General features: G+C 68.5%; 19 protein-coding genes. 13 read left to right on the forward strand and 6 right to left on the reverse strand.

Annotated features, from left to right (window positions below; genetic code table 11):
* Window positions 1-8: 8 nt before the first annotated feature.
* Window positions 9-479, reverse strand: a complete 471-nt coding sequence (locus C492_RS16725; RefSeq protein ID WP_008425806.1) for a hypothetical protein — start codon at window positions 477-479, stop codon at window positions 9-11.
* A 169-nt stretch (window positions 480-648) separates the two neighbouring features.
* Here C492_RS16725 and C492_RS16730 point away from each other — a divergent pair, with 169 nt between their 5' ends.
* Window positions 649-1,425 (forward strand): HAD-IIA family hydrolase, encoded by a 777-nt coding sequence (locus C492_RS16730; RefSeq protein ID WP_008425808.1) that lies wholly within the window; start codon window positions 649-651, stop codon window positions 1,423-1,425.
* Between the two features lie 15 nt (window positions 1,426-1,440).
* Here the strand turns inward: C492_RS16730 and C492_RS16735 are convergent, their stop codons facing one another.
* Window positions 1,441-1,773 (reverse strand): DUF7344 domain-containing protein, encoded by a 333-nt coding sequence (locus C492_RS16735; protein ID WP_008425810.1) that lies wholly within the window; start codon window positions 1,771-1,773, stop codon window positions 1,441-1,443.
* 42 nt (window positions 1,774-1,815) lie between these two features.
* Window positions 1,816-2,256: an acyl-CoA thioesterase gene (locus C492_RS16740; RefSeq protein WP_008425812.1), complete on the reverse strand. Its 441-nt coding sequence runs from the start codon at window positions 2,254-2,256 to the stop codon at window positions 1,816-1,818.
* Window positions 2,257-2,372: 116 nt separating this feature from the next.
* On the opposite strand from C492_RS16740, the gene C492_RS16745 reads away from it, so the two are divergent.
* The 3 genes from C492_RS16745 to purM all read left to right on the forward strand — a co-directional run bounded on the left by C492_RS16745 (window position 2,373) and on the right by purM (window position 5,877).
* Window positions 2,373-4,145, forward strand: coding sequence for a TraB/GumN family protein (locus tag C492_RS16745; protein ID WP_008425814.1), 1,773 nt, complete (start codon window positions 2,373-2,375; stop codon window positions 4,143-4,145).
* Window positions 4,142-4,768, forward strand: a complete 627-nt coding sequence (locus C492_RS16750; protein WP_008425816.1) for a zinc metalloprotease — start codon at window positions 4,142-4,144, stop codon at window positions 4,766-4,768. The genes C492_RS16745 and C492_RS16750 overlap by 4 nt, the downstream gene beginning before the upstream one ends.
* A 113-nt stretch (window positions 4,769-4,881) precedes the next feature.
* On the forward strand, window positions 4,882-5,877 hold the full coding sequence (purM, locus tag C492_RS16755) for a phosphoribosylformylglycinamidine cyclo-ligase (protein ID WP_008425818.1): 996 nt from the start codon (window positions 4,882-4,884) through the stop codon (window positions 5,875-5,877).
* Window positions 5,878-5,958: 81 nt separating this feature from the next.
* Here the strand turns inward: purM and C492_RS16760 are convergent, their stop codons facing one another.
* Together C492_RS16760 and C492_RS16765 are read right to left on the reverse strand one after the other, a co-directional pair.
* Complete coding sequence (locus C492_RS16760; protein ID WP_008425820.1) at window positions 5,959-6,381, reverse strand: universal stress protein; 423 nt, start codon at window positions 6,379-6,381, stop codon at window positions 5,959-5,961.
* A gap of 197 nt (window positions 6,382-6,578) precedes the next feature.
* Window positions 6,579-7,118 carry a macro domain-containing protein gene (locus C492_RS16765; protein WP_008425822.1) on the reverse strand — a complete coding sequence of 180 codons (540 nt, stop codon included), beginning with the start codon at window positions 7,116-7,118 and terminating at the stop codon, window positions 6,579-6,581.
* Window positions 7,119-7,245: 127 nt separating this feature from the next.
* Here C492_RS16765 and C492_RS24735 point away from each other — a divergent pair, with 127 nt between their 5' ends.
* Window positions 7,246-7,416 (forward strand): DUF7331 family protein, encoded by a 171-nt coding sequence (locus C492_RS24735; protein ID WP_008425824.1) that lies wholly within the window; start codon window positions 7,246-7,248, stop codon window positions 7,414-7,416.
* A gap of 221 nt (window positions 7,417-7,637) precedes the next feature.
* Here the strand turns inward: C492_RS24735 and dpsA are convergent, their stop codons facing one another.
* Window positions 7,638-8,183, reverse strand: a complete 546-nt coding sequence (dpsA, locus tag C492_RS16770; RefSeq protein WP_008425826.1) for a DNA starvation/stationary phase protection protein DpsA — start codon at window positions 8,181-8,183, stop codon at window positions 7,638-7,640.
* Window positions 8,184-8,363: 180 nt separating this feature from the next.
* Here dpsA and C492_RS16775 point away from each other — a divergent pair, with 180 nt between their 5' ends.
* The 8 genes from C492_RS16775 to C492_RS16810 all read left to right on the forward strand — a co-directional run bounded on the left by C492_RS16775 (window position 8,364) and on the right by C492_RS16810 (window position 16,833).
* Window positions 8,364-9,479 (forward strand): YhjD/YihY/BrkB family envelope integrity protein, encoded by a 1,116-nt coding sequence (locus tag C492_RS16775; RefSeq protein WP_049893148.1) that lies wholly within the window; start codon window positions 8,364-8,366, stop codon window positions 9,477-9,479.
* A gap of 48 nt (window positions 9,480-9,527) precedes the next feature.
* Window positions 9,528-9,938, forward strand: coding sequence for a hypothetical protein (locus C492_RS16780; protein WP_008425830.1), 411 nt, complete (start codon window positions 9,528-9,530; stop codon window positions 9,936-9,938).
* Between the two features lie 155 nt (window positions 9,939-10,093).
* Complete coding sequence (locus tag C492_RS16785) at window positions 10,094-10,588, forward strand: hypothetical protein (protein WP_008425831.1); 495 nt, start codon at window positions 10,094-10,096, stop codon at window positions 10,586-10,588.
* A gap of 149 nt (window positions 10,589-10,737) precedes the next feature.
* Window positions 10,738-11,322: a hypothetical protein gene (locus C492_RS16790; protein WP_008425833.1), complete on the forward strand. Its 585-nt coding sequence runs from the start codon at window positions 10,738-10,740 to the stop codon at window positions 11,320-11,322.
* A gap of 168 nt (window positions 11,323-11,490) precedes the next feature.
* Complete coding sequence (locus C492_RS16795) at window positions 11,491-12,873, forward strand: metal ABC transporter substrate-binding protein (protein ID WP_049893149.1); 1,383 nt, start codon at window positions 11,491-11,493, stop codon at window positions 12,871-12,873.
* A 57-nt stretch (window positions 12,874-12,930) separates the two neighbouring features.
* Complete coding sequence (locus C492_RS16800) at window positions 12,931-13,671, forward strand: metal ABC transporter ATP-binding protein (protein ID WP_008425836.1); 741 nt, start codon at window positions 12,931-12,933, stop codon at window positions 13,669-13,671.
* A complete protein-coding gene (locus C492_RS16805; protein WP_008425838.1) occupies window positions 13,671-14,687 on the forward strand; it encodes a metal ABC transporter permease in 1,017 nt (338 codons plus the stop codon). Before C492_RS16800 ends, C492_RS16805 begins: the two co-directional genes overlap by 1 nt.
* A gap of 73 nt (window positions 14,688-14,760) precedes the next feature.
* Window positions 14,761-16,833, forward strand: coding sequence for an acetate--CoA ligase family protein (locus C492_RS16810; RefSeq protein WP_008425840.1), 2,073 nt, complete (start codon window positions 14,761-14,763; stop codon window positions 16,831-16,833).
* Window positions 16,834-16,840 lie beyond the last annotated feature (7 nt).

The raw sequence follows: 16,840 nt of genomic DNA on the forward strand, positions 1-16,840 counted from the left end.
CGGGTCGGTCAGTCGAAGTCGGGCAGGTCTTCGGGGGGTTCGTACTCGGCCTCCCAGTCGACGTACTCCTCCTTGAGGATCACCGAGACGATCTGGCCGAACTCCGTGAGCTCGGCGTTGATCGACGAGACGGTCCCCCAGGTGTCCAGCCCGGGGTGGTACTCCCGCTCCTGCCAGTCCTCGGGGATCCCGGGGGCGTGGTAGCCGACGCGGTCGGCGAAGTCGTCCCAGAAGAAATCAAAGCCCGCGAACAGGTCGAGGTCGCGAGCGATCCCGTACTCGCGCTCGTCGAGGTCGGTGTCCTCGAGCCACTCCTCGAAGGCTTCCTCCCAGGCGCCCTCGCGGAGGAAGGCCTGCAACTCCTCGCGTCGGTAATCGATCTCGGTCGGGTCCGCGGCGCTGATCGTCGCGTCCTCGTACTCGTTGGGGTCGACGAACGACAGCTCCGGGGGCTCCGGCGGCTCGACCTCGAATGCCATACCGCGGCCTACGATTGGTCGGCGGATAAGGATTCCCACGCCGATCGGGCGACGGCCACGAGACGCCCGCGGTCGAGCGTTCGTCGGTAGCGGGCGCCGCGGCGCTTACACTCCGTCGCGGTATCGCGGATCCGAACACTCAACCCGCGCCCGTCCGTACCCACGCGAGATGACATACGAGGCGGCGATCCTCGACGTCGACGGGACGATCGTCCGCGGCGAGCGGCTCCTGCCGGGCGCGACCGACGGGCTGGCGGCCCTCGAGGCGGCCGGCTGCGATCGGCTGCTGTTCTCGAACAACCCGACCCGGGGCGGCGACCACTACCGCGCGAAGCTCGAGCCCCACGGGGTCGACGTCGATCCCGAGCGGGTGCTCACCTCGGCGACGGTTTCGGCGGCGCACCTCGCCTCGACCCATCCCGACGCGTCGGTGTACCTAGTCGGCGACGACCGCCTCGAGTCGATCCTCGCGGACGCCGACGTCGGGCTGACCGACGACCCCGAGGCCGCCGACGTCGTGCTCGGCTCGTTCGACAGCGACTTCTCCTACGGGACGCTGTGGGAGTCGCTGCGGGCGCTCCGGGATGGCGCCGCCTTCTACGGGACCGATCCGGATACGACGATCCCGGTCGAGGACGGGCTGATTCCGGGTTCGGGGGCGATCCTGGCGGCGATGGGCGCCGTCGGGGGTCGCGAGCCCGACGCGATCCTGGGCAAACCCTCGAGCGTCGCGGCCGAGGCGGCGATCGATCGCCTCGGTGTCGATCCCGGCGACGTTCTCGTCGTCGGCGACCGCCTCGACACCGACGTCGCGCTCGGCGAGCGCGCCGGGATGGAGACCGCGCTCGTGCTCACGGGGATCACCGACCAGGCGACCCTCGAGTCGGCGAGCGTCGAGCCCGACCACGTCCTCGAATCGCTGGGCGCGGTCGAACGGCTGCTGTAGCTCGCTCGTTCGGGCTCACTCGCCCGGGCTCTCGAGGAGTTTCGCGATCGTCACGAACGCGTCGAACTCCGGGGGCGAACCGGTGATCTGGACGACGTTCTGATTCGGGTCGTATTGGACGAACTCGACCTCGGCCGACCGGGGCAGGTGGCGGTGTTGCAACTCCAGGGCGATCTCCTCGAAGGAACCGTCCTCGAGGCCGACCCTCTCCCCGTCGGCCTCCCATCGCTCGACCGTTTCGACGACGTCCTCGATCGCGACGGGGCCGTCCCGCTCGTAGAGGTAGTAGAGGGCGTACCTGCGGCGTTCGTTTCCCAGAAGCTCGAAGACGGTCTCCAGCGCAACCATGCGTAGGGTTGGCGCAGCGGCGATTTAGCTCTTCCCGGTAACTCAGTCGATTTCGCCCTCGAGAGCCGCCCGACGGAGCCGTTCTCCCTCGTCGCTGTCGACGGTCAGCTCCGGCACGCTCGTCGGTCGGTTCTCCCCGTCGATCGCGACGTAGACGAAGTACGACTCCGTGGTCTTCTCGCGCTCCCGGGTTCGGAGGTCCTCGCGCTCGGTGATCAGGCGAACCTTCACGCTCGAGGTCCCCGCGTCGTAGACGTAGGCCGTGATGTAGGCGGTGTCGCCGACCGGGATCGGGCGCTCGAAGTTCATCTGATCGACGCGGGCGGTGACGCAGGTCTCGCCCGAGAAGCGCATCGCGGACATCGCGCCGACCTCGTCCATCCACTTCATCACGTTTCCGCCGTGGGCGACCTCGAGCATGTTCGCGTGGTTGGGCTGGACCATCTCCCGGTTCTCGATCAGCGTCTCGAGTAGATCGGTCATCGCGGTGGAGTTGCCGGCGTCGGCAATTAGGCGTGCCGGACGGCGCCCGCGGGTGCGCGTGTCATGCACTCACGCCTTCGATACTGGTAAAAGTCGGCGCCGAGTTGACACGCCTAATGAGTGATGCAGGCGACGCCGACGTCCCGGAGCCCCCCGACGCCGCTGGCGGTGGGCAGGGCTCCGTCGACGTCCTCGGGACCGCCCACGTCTCGCAGGCGAGCGTCGACGAGGTCCACGAGACCGTCGACGAGCGGAAGCCGGACGTCGTTGCCGTCGAACTCGACGAGAACCGGTACCGCCAGATGCAAGGCGGCGCCCCGGACGATATCGAAGCGACGGATCTGCTCTCGGGCAACACCGTCTTCCAGTTTCTGGCCTACTGGATGCTGTCGTACGTTCAGTCGCGGCTGGGGAGTCGGTTCGACATCGAGCCCGGGGCGGACATGCGGGCCGCCATCGAGGCCGCCGAGCGAAACGGCAGCGGGGTCGCGCTGGTCGATCGGGACATCCAGATCACGATCCAGCGGTTCTGGACGCGGCTGTCGATCGCCGAGAAGCTCAAGATGGTCGGCGGGCTCGCGCTCGGAGTCACCGATCCGCGGACGATCGGACTGACCTTCGGTGCGGTGTTCGGCGCCTTCCTCGGGCTCGTTTTCGGCGCCTTCCTCGCGCCGCTTTTCGGTCTCGACGGGCTCTTCGCCCTCGGCGTTACCGACGCCGCGACGCTGCAGTACGTCGGCGCGGCCGGAACCGGGCTCGCCGGCGGACTCGCGCTGGGCCTGCTCTTTTTGCCCTCGCTCGAGTCGGCCGGACGCTACGCGGGCGGGCTCGTCAGCGGATTCTCGCTGCGGCTGCTGGCGGGGGCGGCGATCGGGCTCGTCGGCTGTCTCGCGCTGGTCGCGGCCGACGTCGCCCTCGGGCCGCTCTCCCCGAACGGCTTCGAGAGCTGGGGCGGGTACGCCCTCCGGGGCGGGGTCGGCGCCGTCGCGGGGCTCGGCGTCGGCGTCTCCCTCGGAGCGATCGTCGGGTTCGTCCTCGACGGCCTCGCCGAGGACACCGACGACCTCGAGGAGATCGATATCGAGGAGATGACCGACGGCGACGTCGTCGCGGCGATGATGGAGGAGTTCCGCCGGTTCAGTCCTCGCGGCGCCGAGGCCCTGATCGACGAGCGCGACGCCTACATCGCCCACAAGCTCCACGGGCTCCGCGAGCAGGGGTACCACGTCGTCGCCGTCGTCGGCGCGGGCCACAAGGCCGGCATCGAACGCTATCTCAGCAACCCCGCGGAGCTACCCCCGATGGAGTCGCTAACCGGGACCGCGTCGGAGCGTCGATTCTCGCCGCTGAAGATCGTCGGCTATCTGGTAACGGTCGCTTTCGTCGGCTTCTTTTTCCTGCTGGTCATGGCCGGCGTCCAGAACGCCTTCCTGCTCCGGCTGTTCCTGGCGTGGTTCGCGTTCAACGGGATCTTCGCGTTCGCGCTGGCCCGGCTCGCCGGCGCGCGCTGGATCAGCGCCGGCGTCGGGGGGGCGGTGGCCTGGCTCACGAGCATCAACCCGCTGCTGGCGCCGGGCTGGTTCGCCGGCTACGTCGAGCTCAGGTACCGCCCGGTCAACGTCCGGGACGTCGGGCGGCTCAACGAGATCATCGGCGACGCCGACCGACCGATGGGCGAGGCGCTCGAGGAGATGTTCGACGTTCCGCTGTTCAGGCTGATCATGATCGTCGCGCTGACGAACATCGGCAGCATGGTCGCGACCTTCCTGTTTTTCATCGTGGTTATTCCGTGGCTGGGACAGGACATCGGCGGCGTCGACGCCCTGATGAACGAGCTGTTCCGCGGGGCTCGAAACAGCCTCGAACTCATTCGGGGGGTGGTGACGTGAGCTACCCGAACGAGCGGACCTCGGAGCTTACGTTCAGCGACAGGGAGCTGTTCGATCTCGCGCTCGCCTGGATCGTCCTGAGCGTCGCGTTCGCGCTGTTGCTGGCGCCGATTCACGCGGGCGCCGACGCCGGCGTCTTCGTCACGATGGTCGGGCTGAGCTTCGTCACCGTCGGCGTCGCCTTCCTGTTACACGAGCTGGCCCACAAGGTCGTCGCGATCGAGCACGGCCAGACCGCCGAGTTTCGGGCCGACTACCAGATGCTGTTTCTGGCGATCATGAGCGCGCTGATCGGCTTCCTCTTTGCGGCCCCGGGTGCGGTCTACCACCGCGGCCGCATCACCGTCCGGGAGAACGGCCTGATCGCGCTCGCGGGCCCGGTGACCAACCACCTGCTCGCGCTGTTGTTCCTGCCGCTGATGGTCCTCCCCGGACTGTTCGGTCTCGCCGGGCACCTCGGGGTGCTCATCAACCTCTTTCTGGCCGCGTTCAACCTGCTCCCGGTCGGCTCGCTGGACGGGAAGTCGGTCCTCGAGTGGAACCGGTCGATCTTCGTGGCCGTCTTCGGGTTGAGCCTGGTCCTGCTGGCGGGGTTTTACCTCGTCTTCGGGTTCCCCTTCTGAGACGGACCGCCGTACGACAGAGACGGCCCAATCCCGAGCCACCCGACGATCGTACCGGGAGATCGGTACGGCGGACCGGTGGCCTTTTGCTCGGCCCTGGCACTCGTTGAGGTATGACCGACAACGCGGACGAGGGAAGCGAGACGGAGGGACTGACCTACGCCGAGACGGGTGTCGACATCGAGGCCAGCGAGGACGCCACGGCGGCGCTGCTCGAGGCCTTCGGCAGCGATCTGACGACCGAGTACGCCGGCCTGCTCGACATCGGCGATCGCTACCTCGCGCTGGCGACCGACGGCGTCGGCACCAAGCTGCTGGTCGCCGAGGCCGTTCGGGATTTCTCGACAATCGGGATCGACTGCATCGCGATGAACGCCAACGACCTCGTCGCGGCGGGGGTCGAACCCGTCGCCTTCGTCGACTACCTCGCGATCGACGAGCCCGACGACGACCTCACCAACGAGATCGGGGAGGGGCTGGCCGTCGGCCTCGAGGAGGCCGACCTCACCCTGTTGGGCGGCGAGACGGCGGTCATGCCCGAGGTCGTCTCCGGGTTCGACCTCGCGGGCACCTGCGCCGGGCTCGCGGACAAGGACGCGATCCTCGAGGGCGAGGCGCGGGTCGGCGACGCGCTCGTCGGCTTCCCCTCGAACGGGATCCACTCGAACGGGCTGACGCTGGCCCGCGAGGCCGTCACCCGCGACCACGAGTACGCCGACCCGTTCCCGCCCAACCCCGAGGTGACGATCGGCGAGGAGCTGCTGCGACCGACCCGGATCTACGCCGACCTCCTCGAGCCGATGCGCGCCCACGGCGCCCGCGCCGCGGCCCACGTCACCGGGGGCGGCTGGACCAACCTCTCGCGGATGGGCGAGCGCCGGTACGCGATCGACGACCCGCTGCCGGCCCAGTCGGTCTTCGGGTTCGTCCAGGACGAGGGCGAGGTCTCCGACGAGGAGATGCACCGCACGTTCAACATGGGCACCGGATTCGTCGTCGCCGTCCCCGAGGACCGGGCCGACGGGCTGGTCGACGCCACCGACGGGCGGGTCATCGGCCGCGTCGAGGACGGCGATTCGGTCGAGATCCGCGGCCTCTCGCTGTCCTGAGCGAACGCGTCCCCTCGAGAGCCGCGTCGAGGCGACGGTGTCGTCTACTCGGTCACCCGCGTCGCGCTCCCTCAGTCCAGTTCACACCGCCTGCACGGGGATCTCGGTCCGACGCATGACTCGCTCGGTGACGCTTCCCAGCGGCGTCCGGCGGTCGTCGGTCGCTCCCCGCCGTCCCATCACGATCAGGTCGGCGTCTCGCTGTTCCGCGTGGGCGATGATCTCCTCCCAGGGGAGGCCGCGACGACACTCGTAGTCGGACTCGAGTCCGGCGTCGCGCGCGCGATCCGCGATCTCCTCGAGCAGTTCGGTCGCTTCGTCCTCGACTTTCTCGTGTTCGGCCTCGACGCTACTGAGCGCCGCCGGTCGGCCGTGGCGCCGTTCGTCGACGACGTAGAGACACGAGACGGATGCGCCATACTGCTCGGCGATGTCGAGCCCGTGGTCGACGCCGCGAGCCGCCTGCTGGCTACCGTCAGTCGGAACGAGAATCGTATCGTACATATCTGTTCTCCGGCCGACACTTCGACGCCCCGGGAAGTAAAACTAGAACCCGTTCCCAACTGGGGAGAATCCACACCCTCGACTGACGGCGGAATCGGTCGTCGTCCTCGAGCCGCGGGGTATCGACGCGGCCCCTCGACTCGAGCCGGCGTCGGGGCTCGGCTTCGGTCGCTCGCGGACGGTTCGTCGCGGCTCGGTTACGGGTCGAATTCGCTCGATCCGGCCGTCTCCGATCGCTCGGCTCGCCCGGTCGCCGCGCGGATCGCGTCGTACTCCCCTTCGCTGTAGGCGATGAACCGCACGTCCTCGAGGACGCTCGGATCGTACGCGTCGATCTCCTCGCCGATGATCGCGGCGCCGTCCTCGAGATCGAACCCCGCGACGCCACAGCCAAGCGCCGGGATCACGAGCGACCGACAGTTCAGTTCGTCGGCCGTCTCGAGGGCGTTGCGGGTCGCCTCGCGGATGCTCTCGGCGGTCGCCCGCCCGTCCTCGTAGTGGGGCATCGCCGCGGCGTGGATCACGTACTCGGCGTCGAGGTCGTAGGCGTCGGTGACGGCGGCCTCGCCGAGGTCGATCGGTCCCTGCTCGGTGGCCTCCTCGTTGATCTCCGCGCCGGCCCCGCGCCGGAGCGCGCCGGCGACGCCGGAGCCCATCTCGAGGCTCGTGCCGGCGGCGTTGACGAGCGCGTCGGCGGACCGTTCGGCGATGTCGCCCCGGACGACGTCGAACTCCATGCGCGGGGCTACGACGGGCTCGGGTTTGAAAGTACGTCCGACGAGCGGACGCTCCGACGCGGCGGGCGTTCCCCGAGTCTTAGGCTAACCAAAACCTTTTAGATTTAGGTCTCCCTAATCGCTCGTAATGGACGTACCCGCCCGCAGGGACGAAGAAACCGAGACGGCCGAGCCGGACGACGAGCCGACCGCTATCGTCTGTAGTCACGAGCCCCGTCCCGGCAAGCTCGTGATCACCGAACGCGACAACAAGGACGGCTGGATCGCGACGGACTCCGCCGTCGACCTCGAGCCGTAGCGCGGGCTCGGTCCTCGCGAACCCTCGACTCGAATGAGAGCCGACGCTGTCGCCTGCGGCGGACGGAAAGACGCTCCTCGAAAATCGTGTCGTTGAGTGACTCGATTCACGCCCGGTCGTCAGACGTAGTCTGACGGGCAATCAGAGATCCCTGACGACGGCGTAAACGCCGCGATTCTCCCGCTGAGTAAAGATAGCCGACCGGATCGTTCGCCCGCCGATTACTTCGTCGCTTCCTCGAGCACGAGGGTGTCGTCCTCGAGGTAGTGCTCGAAGTGGTGGCCGTCGTCCTCGAGGGTGACGAGGATCTCGCGGAGGATCTCGGCGCTCGCGTAGTCGCCCAGGTTCTCCGCGAGTTCGATGCTGTCGCGCATCGACTCGATGATGTCCCCGTACATCTCGAGGTCGTTCTGGAACATCGTCCGGACGTCGTAGACGTCCTCGCCCTCGAACTCGACGGTCGCGCGTTCCTCCTGGTTCGAGGGGCCGGAGACGGGAACCCCGCCCAGCGCCTGGGCGCGCTCGGCGATCACGTCGGCACCCTCCTCGACGTGCTCGTAGGCCTCCTCGAGGAACTTGTGCAGCGGCAGGAACTCCGCTCCCTCGACGACCCAGTGGTGTTTCTTCAGCTGGTGGTACAGTACGTACGCGTTCGCGAGTTCGGTATTCAGCGCTTCGACGACCTGCTCGGCTTTCTCCTGATCGATCCGGAGCTCGTTCTCCTCGACGGCGTCGGCCGACTGTCGGACGGTTTTCTGGGTGCTCATCGTACTACTGGATACGACCGCGCCTCACTTAAAGATTTCCCATGAAAAAACCATTTTTCCGTATCGGAAAAGATTTTTTCTCAGTAATCGATTTTATACTTCGGTATCGGCGATTCTCGAGTCGGAGCCGTCGCCCGTGCAAGCCGTTGATCTATCGGTCTCGAGGGGAACCGTCTCCGTATGTCAGCTACCGCTCGTAGCGGGATCGCAGCCGCGAAATCGGTCGTGGGCGGCATTCAGGAGAAGAACGTGCCGTTCATGGCCGCGAGTATTGCTTACCAGGCTTTCATCTCGCTGATACCGCTGCTCGTGCTCGTGTTCTTTCTCGTTTCGGTCGTGGGCGACGAGCAACTCGCCACCGAGGTCAGTACGACGACCGAGGGATTCCTTCCCGAGAGCGGTCAGGTGATCCTCGAGGACGGAATCGAGGGATCGACGGGGTCGGCCGGCGCGTCGATCATCGGACTCGTCACGCTGATCTGGGGGTCCCTGAAGATCTTCCGGGGGCTCGACACCGCGTTCTCGGAGATCTACGAGTCGGCGGCCGAGAACTCCTTTCTCGAGCAGCTACGGGACGCGTTCGTCGTCTTCGGCGCAATCGCGATCGCGCTGCTGGCCGCCGCGGGCGCGACGACCGCGTTCGCGATCCTGCCCGACGTTCCGTTCATCGGACTGCTGAACCCGATGCTGCTGGTCGTCGGACTCACGTTCGCGTTCCTCCCGATGTACTACTTCTTCCCCGACGTCGACGTCTCCGTCCGCGAGATCGTTCCCGGCGTCGTCGTCGCCGCGGTCGGCTGGGCCGCGCTCCAGTCGCTGTTCCAGGTGTACGTCGCCGTCGCCTCCGGGTCGGACGCCGCCGGACCGGTCGGTGCGATCCTGCTGTTGCTCACCTGGCTGTACTTCGGCGGGCTGATCCTGCTGGTCGGCGCGGTCGTCAACGCGACCCGGTCGGGTCGGCTCACCCTCGAGGACGACGCCGACGACGAGTTGATCGCCCGGAAGCGACGACTCGAACGGAGCCGACGCGCCAACGACCGACTGCGTCGGGAGGTCGGGGAGCTCCGGCGAGAGCGCAACAAGATCCGTCAGGATCTGCAGGCCCACCGGAGCCGTCGCTACCACCTCGAGGACCGGGTCGACGAGCTCGACGGTCGGGTCCGAACGCTCGAGGACGAGAACGAGCGCCTCCGATCGGAGCTCGATGTTCGCGATGACCCCGAGTGGAAACGGGCGATCCACGAGGCCGCCTCCCGGATCGAGACGCTGCGGATCGGGACGATCCGGAAGCGTTAGCGCCGGAAAGTCGTGAGAGCTTAGTAGGAGCCCGTGGCAGTCCGGTGCGTGTCCCACCCAGTTAGGGCGGCTCGACGCCGGATCCAGACCGAGTGGCAGTCCGTCGTCCGCGGGGTCGACGACTGCGCCGATCGGGTCGCCGACCCCTGGGATACTTCCCGGACGACGAATCCCGACCGGGTCGTCGCCCCGCTGCGGACGGGGCTCGAGGAGGCTGGTCTGCTCGAGGGGCTGGCGTCGCTGCTGGCCGACGCGGTGGCGGCGGCCGACTGTGAACTGCCTGCTAGCCCGGTTCCCGCCCCGCCGTACGTCACCGTCACCAGTCGAGGGCCGGTGCTCCGGGCGACGATCGACCCCGGTCGACTCGTGGTCCGGCTCGAGGCCTTCGAGGTCGTCCGCGCTCCGATTCCCGCCTACCGGCGTCTCGACGGCGTGGACGTGTACGTCTCGCTCGAGTAGGTCCCCGACGAGCGAGTGGCGCGTGTTCGCACGCGGCGACGGTTGCCGGACCCAAAAGTACTTGGCTTTTCGGTAATTCACGTATCTAGTAATGTATCCGAACCCGTCGCTCGCTGCTCGCGTCCTCGAGAGTCCACGCCGGGACGTTTCGACCGATGTCCGCTGAGCGAACGCGCCGAACGGTGCTCGCGGCGTCCGGTTCCCTCGCGACGCTCGGCCTCGCGGGCTGTCTGGGCGGCGCCGACGAGGACGACGAGGACTACGTGGCGGTCGAGTCGTTCGAGCTGATCGACCCCGAAACGGGCACCCAGTTCGCGGCGGTCGACGGGGATCGCTGGGAGGGCGGCCCGCTCGTTTTGCCCCTCGAGGGCAAACTCTCGGTCAGCGCTCGCGCCGAGGACGCCGACGGCGAACTCGAGTTCGAAGCGGACGCCCCGCACCGACTCGGGGCGACGGTCGCCGTCGAGGGGGACGACACCGTCGCGATCGAGCCCCGCCGGGACCGCGTCGACCTGATCGGTCGCACGCCGGGCGAGACCGCGATCGTCGCGGAGGTCTGGGACGGCGATCGGTTCGGCTGGGGGTCCCCCGAGCTCCCGGTAGAGGTCGTCGACGACTTCGACGACGCGATCAACTACCCGGACGAGTAACCCCACTGCCGTGCGCTTTCGGTCCGAACGCCGTCGATCGCTCGAGCCGCGGCGTTCGGGCGTCGGGCGTTACCACACTCCCTCGGCGCCATTAACAACATCGGTAGACTAATTACTAACAGCACACACTATACCCATAGAACCTAATAATGACGATCGACCCAATCCGCTCGAGCCGTCGGACGGTGCTCGCGGCGTCGGGCTCCCTCGCGGCGCTCGGTCTCGCCGGCTGCGTCGGCGACGACGCCGGGGACGTTACCGAAGACGATCACGACGGCGAGCGCCGCGACGACGAGCGTGACGATCACGGTCACGTGGAGGTCGGGGCGTTCGAACTCTTCGACCGCGAGTCCGAGGAGTCGCTCGCGGACGTCCACGACGACCACTGGGACGGCGGCCCGCTGTCCGTCCCCCTCGAGGACGCTACCGCGGTCGGAGCCCGCGCCGAGAACGCCGACGGCGGGGAGATCGACCTCGGCGAGGCCGAGGAGTACCAGCTCGGAGCCGGGGTCGCCGATGGAGCGGCGGAGAACGTCGGAATCGAATCCCGCGGCGACCACGTCGAATTGATCGGCGAGGAGGAGGGGATCACCGAGGTCGTCCTCCGGATCCGACACGGCGACCACGCCGACTGGGAGTCGCCGGCGCTCGAGGTCGAAGTCGGCGAGGCGGCCGACGCGGACGAAACCGGCGACGGGCACCACGGCGACCACGACCACGACCACGACCACTGATGCCCCCTCGCGCCGGGACCCCGTTTTCGCACCGACCGGTTCCGGGCGCGGACGTCGACCGTCCGCTTCCCGCGAGTTTTGTTATCGCCCGCTCGGTAGCTGCAACTCGTTATTAACTCTATACTGTGGGATAATAACTTTTTTATCCGCCCGGTCGTAGTTCCGCCTATGACACGATCACGTCGCGCCGTGCTTCGTTCCGGGGCCGGCGCCCTCGCGCTCGGCGCACTTGCCGGCTGCCTAGACGAGCCCCCTACTGACGGCGGCGACGAGGGGACGGTCTACGGCGCCTTCTTCGCGCTCGCCGACTGGACGAGCCACGTCGTCGGCGACGAGATGACGGTCGAGAACCCGGTGGAAACGGGCGAGATGGGACACGGCTGGGAGCCGCCGGGCGACCTCCAGCGCGAGATCTCGCAGTCGGCCGCGTTCGTCTACCTCGACACGCCCGAGTTCGCCTGGGCTCAGGACGTCGCGGCGGACCTCGAGTCCGAGGACGTCGCGGTGATCGACGCGCTCGAGGGAATCGAAGGGCAGCTCGGTTCGACGGAAAACGAGACCGACCACGGACGCGAGCCCGAGGCGGAGTACGACGGCGATCCGACGGCCGTCGAGGTCGGCGGGTTCGCACTCTACGACGGCCGAAGCGGCGAGGAGGTCGCCTCCTTGCACGACGGCCACTGGCACGGGGGCGTGCCCGACGTCCCCCTGGACGGCCGCGTCACCCTCGAGGCCGCCGTCGAGGACGTCGAGGGCCGTCGCCTCCCGCTGGGCGGGGACGCGCCGTTCGCCCTCGAGGCGACGGTCCCCGACGGCGCGAACGCGGACGTTCTCGGGATCGAGTCCGACGGGGACCGCCTCGAGCTCCGGGGGCTCGAGGAGGGTCGAACGACGGTGGTCTTCGAGCTCGCGGCCGACGGCGAGATCGTCTGGGATACGAGCGGGGCCGACGGCGAGGTCGCGGTCGTCGACGAGGGCGCCGACGAGGGCGGGCTCGAGCTCGAAGACCCCCACGTCTGGGTCGATCCCGTCCTCGCCCGGTCGATGGTCGAATCGATCGCCGCCGGGCTGGGCGAACTCGATCCGGACGGCGCCGACCTGTACGAGGAAAACGCCGCCGAGTACGCCGGGCGACTGGACGAGGTCCACCGGCGCTTCCAGAACGTCGCCGAGGCTGCGACGCGGGACGTCGCGGTCCTCGCCGGCCACGACTCGTTCGGGTACCTCGAGGACCGGTACGAGTTCGAACTCCGAACCCCGGTCGGGGTCTCCCCCGACGCGGTCGAGTCGAGCGAGGACGTCTCGGAGCTGATCGGCGCCGTCGAGGACAACGACATCGAGACGATTCTCTACGATCCCTTCGAGAGCGCGGACGGCGACCTCCCCCAGATGGCCGACGTGTTGCTCGAGGAGACCGACGCGACCGAGGCCGCGCCGATCACGGCCGCCGGGGGGACCCTCGAGGAGTGGAACGAGCGGGGGTACGGCTGGATCGAGCAGATGGAAGAGATCACGATCCCGTCGCTCGCGGCGGCGCTCGGGGCCGAGTGAGGGTATCGAAATGGAAGACATAAGGCTATCCGCGTCCGATACGCGGGTGAGATACCAGTGACCGCGATCGTCGAGATGGAGAACGTGACGTTCGCCTACGGCGAGACCGTCGCCGTCAGAGACGTCTCGCTGACGATCGAAGCGGGCGATTTCCTCGGGCTGGTCGGCCCGAACGGGTCGGGGAAGACGACCCTGCTGCACCTGATGCTCGGGCTGCACAGCCCCGACGACGGCCGGATCGAGCTGTTCGGCCAGCCCGTCGAGGCGTTCGACCGGGGCGAGCGCATCGGCTACGTCTCCCAGAAGGCCACCAGCCGCGGCGGGACGATGCCCGTCACCGTCCGCGAGGCGGTGACGATGGGACGGTTCGCCCGCGCGGGCTACTCGCGGCTGACCGACGACGACCGCGCGATCGTCGACGACGCCCTCGAGACGGTCGGCATCACCGACCTCGCCGAGCGACGGATCAACGAGCTCTCGGGCGGGCAGCGCCAGCGAGCCTACATCGCGCGGGCGCTGGCATCCGAGGCCGACCTGCTGGCGCTGGACGAGCCGACCGTCGGCGTCGACGCCGAGTCCCGCGACGCGTTCTACAAGCTGCTCGACTCGCTCAACGACGACGGGATCACGATCGTCCTGATCGAGCACGACATCGGCGTCGTCACCGATCGGGCGGATCGGATCGCCTGCATCAACACGGAGCTGTTCCACCACGGAGACACGGAATCGTTCGTCGAGAGCGACGCCTTAGAGCAGGCGTACGGAACGACCGGACAGGTCGTCCACCACCACCACTGATGGATCGGACGACCAGACGCCGCCTCGAGCGGCTCGGACTCGCGCTGACGGGCCTGCTCGCGGTCGCGATGCTCGCCTTCCTGGCCCTCGAGTGGCTCCGGGAGTACCCCTACGCGGGGACCCTGTACGACCAGTTCACGACCGCGGGGATGTGGGCCGACTACTACCTCGGAACGAGCGTCTTCGGCTACTCCTTCATGCTGCGGTCGATCGCGGCGGGCGTGCTCGTCGGCATCGCCGCGCCGCTGGTCGGCACCTACCTCGTCCACCGCGAGATGGCGCTGATCGGCGAGACGCTCGCCCACACCGCCTTCGCGGGCGTCGCCATCGGCCTGCTCTTTAGCGCGACGACCGACTGGGACGGCTCGCTGCTTGTCACCGCGCTCGTCGTCGCGATCCTCGGCGCGTTGCTCGTCCAGTACCTCGCCGAGCGGACGAACGCCTACGGCGACGTGCCGATCGCGATCATGCTCACCGGCAGCTTCGCCGTCGGAACGCTGATCATCAGCTACGGCCGCGGGGGCTTCTCGGGGGTGAGCATCGACGACTACCTCTTCGGCAGCGCGGCCGTCATCCCCGCCGAGGGGGCGCGGCTGGTCGCGATCCTGACTGTCGCCGTCGTCGCCGTCGTCGCGCTCACCTACAAGCAACTGCTCTTTATCACCTTCGACGAGCAGGCCGCCCGCGTCGCCCGACTCAACGTCACCTGGTACAACACGCTGTTGATCGTGATGACCGCGGTCGTCGTCGTCGGCGCCATGCAGATCCTGGGCGTGATCCTCGTCGCCGCGATGCTCGTCATCCCGGTCGCGGCCGCCTCCCAGATCGCCCGCGGCTTCCGGGAGACGCTCGCGCTGTCGATCCTGTTCGGACAGGGGGCGGTGCTCGGCGGGTTCGCGTTCGCGATCTCGCAGGGGCTGCCCCCGGGCGGCTCGATCGTCGTCGTCGCGATCGGAATCTACCTCCTGGCGATTCTGGCCTCGAGCCGTTCCGGGAGTGCGATCTCGATCCACTGATCGGTCGGATCCCGTTCCCGGACTGCGGGAGCGCGCTGTACGTTTAACCCGCTCCTCGCCGAAGGCGTGAGCGATGGGACGGTTATCCGATCTCTTCGCACCCGAGACCGTCGCCGTGGTCGGCGCCACCGACCGCGAGGGCGCCGTCGGTCGGGCGATCCTCGAGAACCTGCGAGACGAGTTCGCGGGCGAGGTGGTCCCGATCAACCCCAACCGCGACGAAGTGCTCGGGCTCGAGTGTTACCGCGACGTACAGGCCGCGCCGCCGATCGACCTGGCGGTGATCGTCGTCCCGCCGACGGTCGTGATCGACGCTATCGAGGACGTCGCCGAGGCGGGCACCGACGACGTCGTCGTCATCACCGCCGGCTTCTCCGAGACGGGGGGCGAGGGCGCCGAGCGCGAGCGACAGCTCCGCGAGCTCGCCGCGGAGTACGACCTCAACGTCGTCGGCCCGAACAGCCTCGGCGTGATGTCGACGGCGAACAACATGAACGCCACGTTCGGCCCCGAGGACGCCCGCGAGGGATCGATCTCCTTTATGAGCCAGTCGGGCGCGTTCATCACGGCCGTGCTGGACTGGGCCAACGAGCAGGGAATCGGCTTCCGGGACGTCGTCTCGCTTGGCAACAAGACCGTCCTCGACGAGACCGACTTCGTCCGCGAGTGGGGCGACGACCCCGACACCGACGTCATCATCGGCTACCTCGAGGACGTCGACGACGGGCAGGCGTTCATCCGGGCCGCCCGCGAGGTGGCCGACGACACCCCGATCGTGCTGGTCAAGTCCGGCCGCACCGACGCCGGCGCGCAGGCGGCCTCGTCACACACGGGGGCGATCGCGGGCAGCGAACGGGCCTACGAGGCCGGCCTCGAGCAGGCGGGCGTGCTCCGGGCCACCTCGGTCCAGCAGCTGTTCGACTACGCCCGGGCGCTATCGGGACTGCCCGAGCCCGAGACCGACGGCGTCGCCGTCGTCACCAACGCCGGCGGTCCCGGCGTGTTGACGACCGACGCGGTCGGGGACTCCTCGCTCCGGATGGCCGACTTCGACGACGAGACGATCGACGCGCTCGCCGGGGCGATGCCCGACGAGGCCAACGTCTACAACCCGATCGACGCCATCGGCGACGCCGACGTCGAGCGCTTCGGCGAGGCGCTCGACATCGCCCTCGAGGACCCGAACGTCGGGAGCGCGGTCGTCGTCAGCGCGCCGACGGCCGTCCTCGAGTACGACGGGCTCGCCGAGGCGGTCATCGAGAAGCGCGAGGAACACGACAAACCCGTCGTCACCTGCCTGATGGGCGGCGCACGCGCCCGGGCCGCAGAGGAGGTCCTGCGGGAGTTCGGCATCCCGAACTACTTCGACCCCTCCCGCGCCGTCGCCGGCCTCGACGCGCTGGCCCGGTACCGCGATATCAGCGATCGACCGATCGACGAATCCGCCGCCTTCGACGTCGACCGCGAGCGCGCCCGGACGATCCTCGAGCGCGCCCGCGACCGCGACGACAACCGCCTCGGCGTCGAGTCGATGGAGCTGCTCGAGGCCTACGGGATCCCGACGCCCGACGGGGAGATCGTCGACGACCCCGACCGGGCCCGCGAGGTGGCCGCGTCGATCGAGGGCGACGTCGTCATGAAGATCGTCAGCCCCGACATCACGCACAAGTCCGACATCGGCGGCGTGAAAGTCGGGGTGAGCGAGAACGATGTCTACGACGCCTACGAGGACCTCGTCGCCCGGGCGCGCAACTACCAGCCCGACGCGACGATCCTCGGGGTCCAGGTCCAGGAGCTGCTCGACCTCGAGTCCTCGACCGAGACGATCGTCGGGATGAACCGCGACCCGCAGTTCGGCCCCCTCCTGCTGTTCGGCCTGGGCGGGATCTTCGTCGAGATCCTCGAGGACACCTCGGTCCGGGTCGCCCCGATCGGCGAGGGGCAGGCCCGCGAGATGGTCGACGGGATCAAGGCGGCGCCGCTGTTGCGGGGCGCCCGCGGCCGCGAGCCGGCCGACGTCGACGGCGTCGTCGAGACGATCCAGCGCCTCTCCCAGCTGGTCGTCGACTTCCCCTCGATCCTCGAGCTCGACGTCAACCCGCTCGTGGCCGGCCCCGATGGCGCTGTCTCTTATACACATCTCTGATGGCGCG

Origin of the sequence: Natronococcus jeotgali DSM 18795, assembly GCF_000337695.1 — an archaeon.
GTDB lineage: Archaea > Halobacteriota > Halobacteria > Halobacteriales > Natrialbaceae > Natronococcus > Natronococcus jeotgali.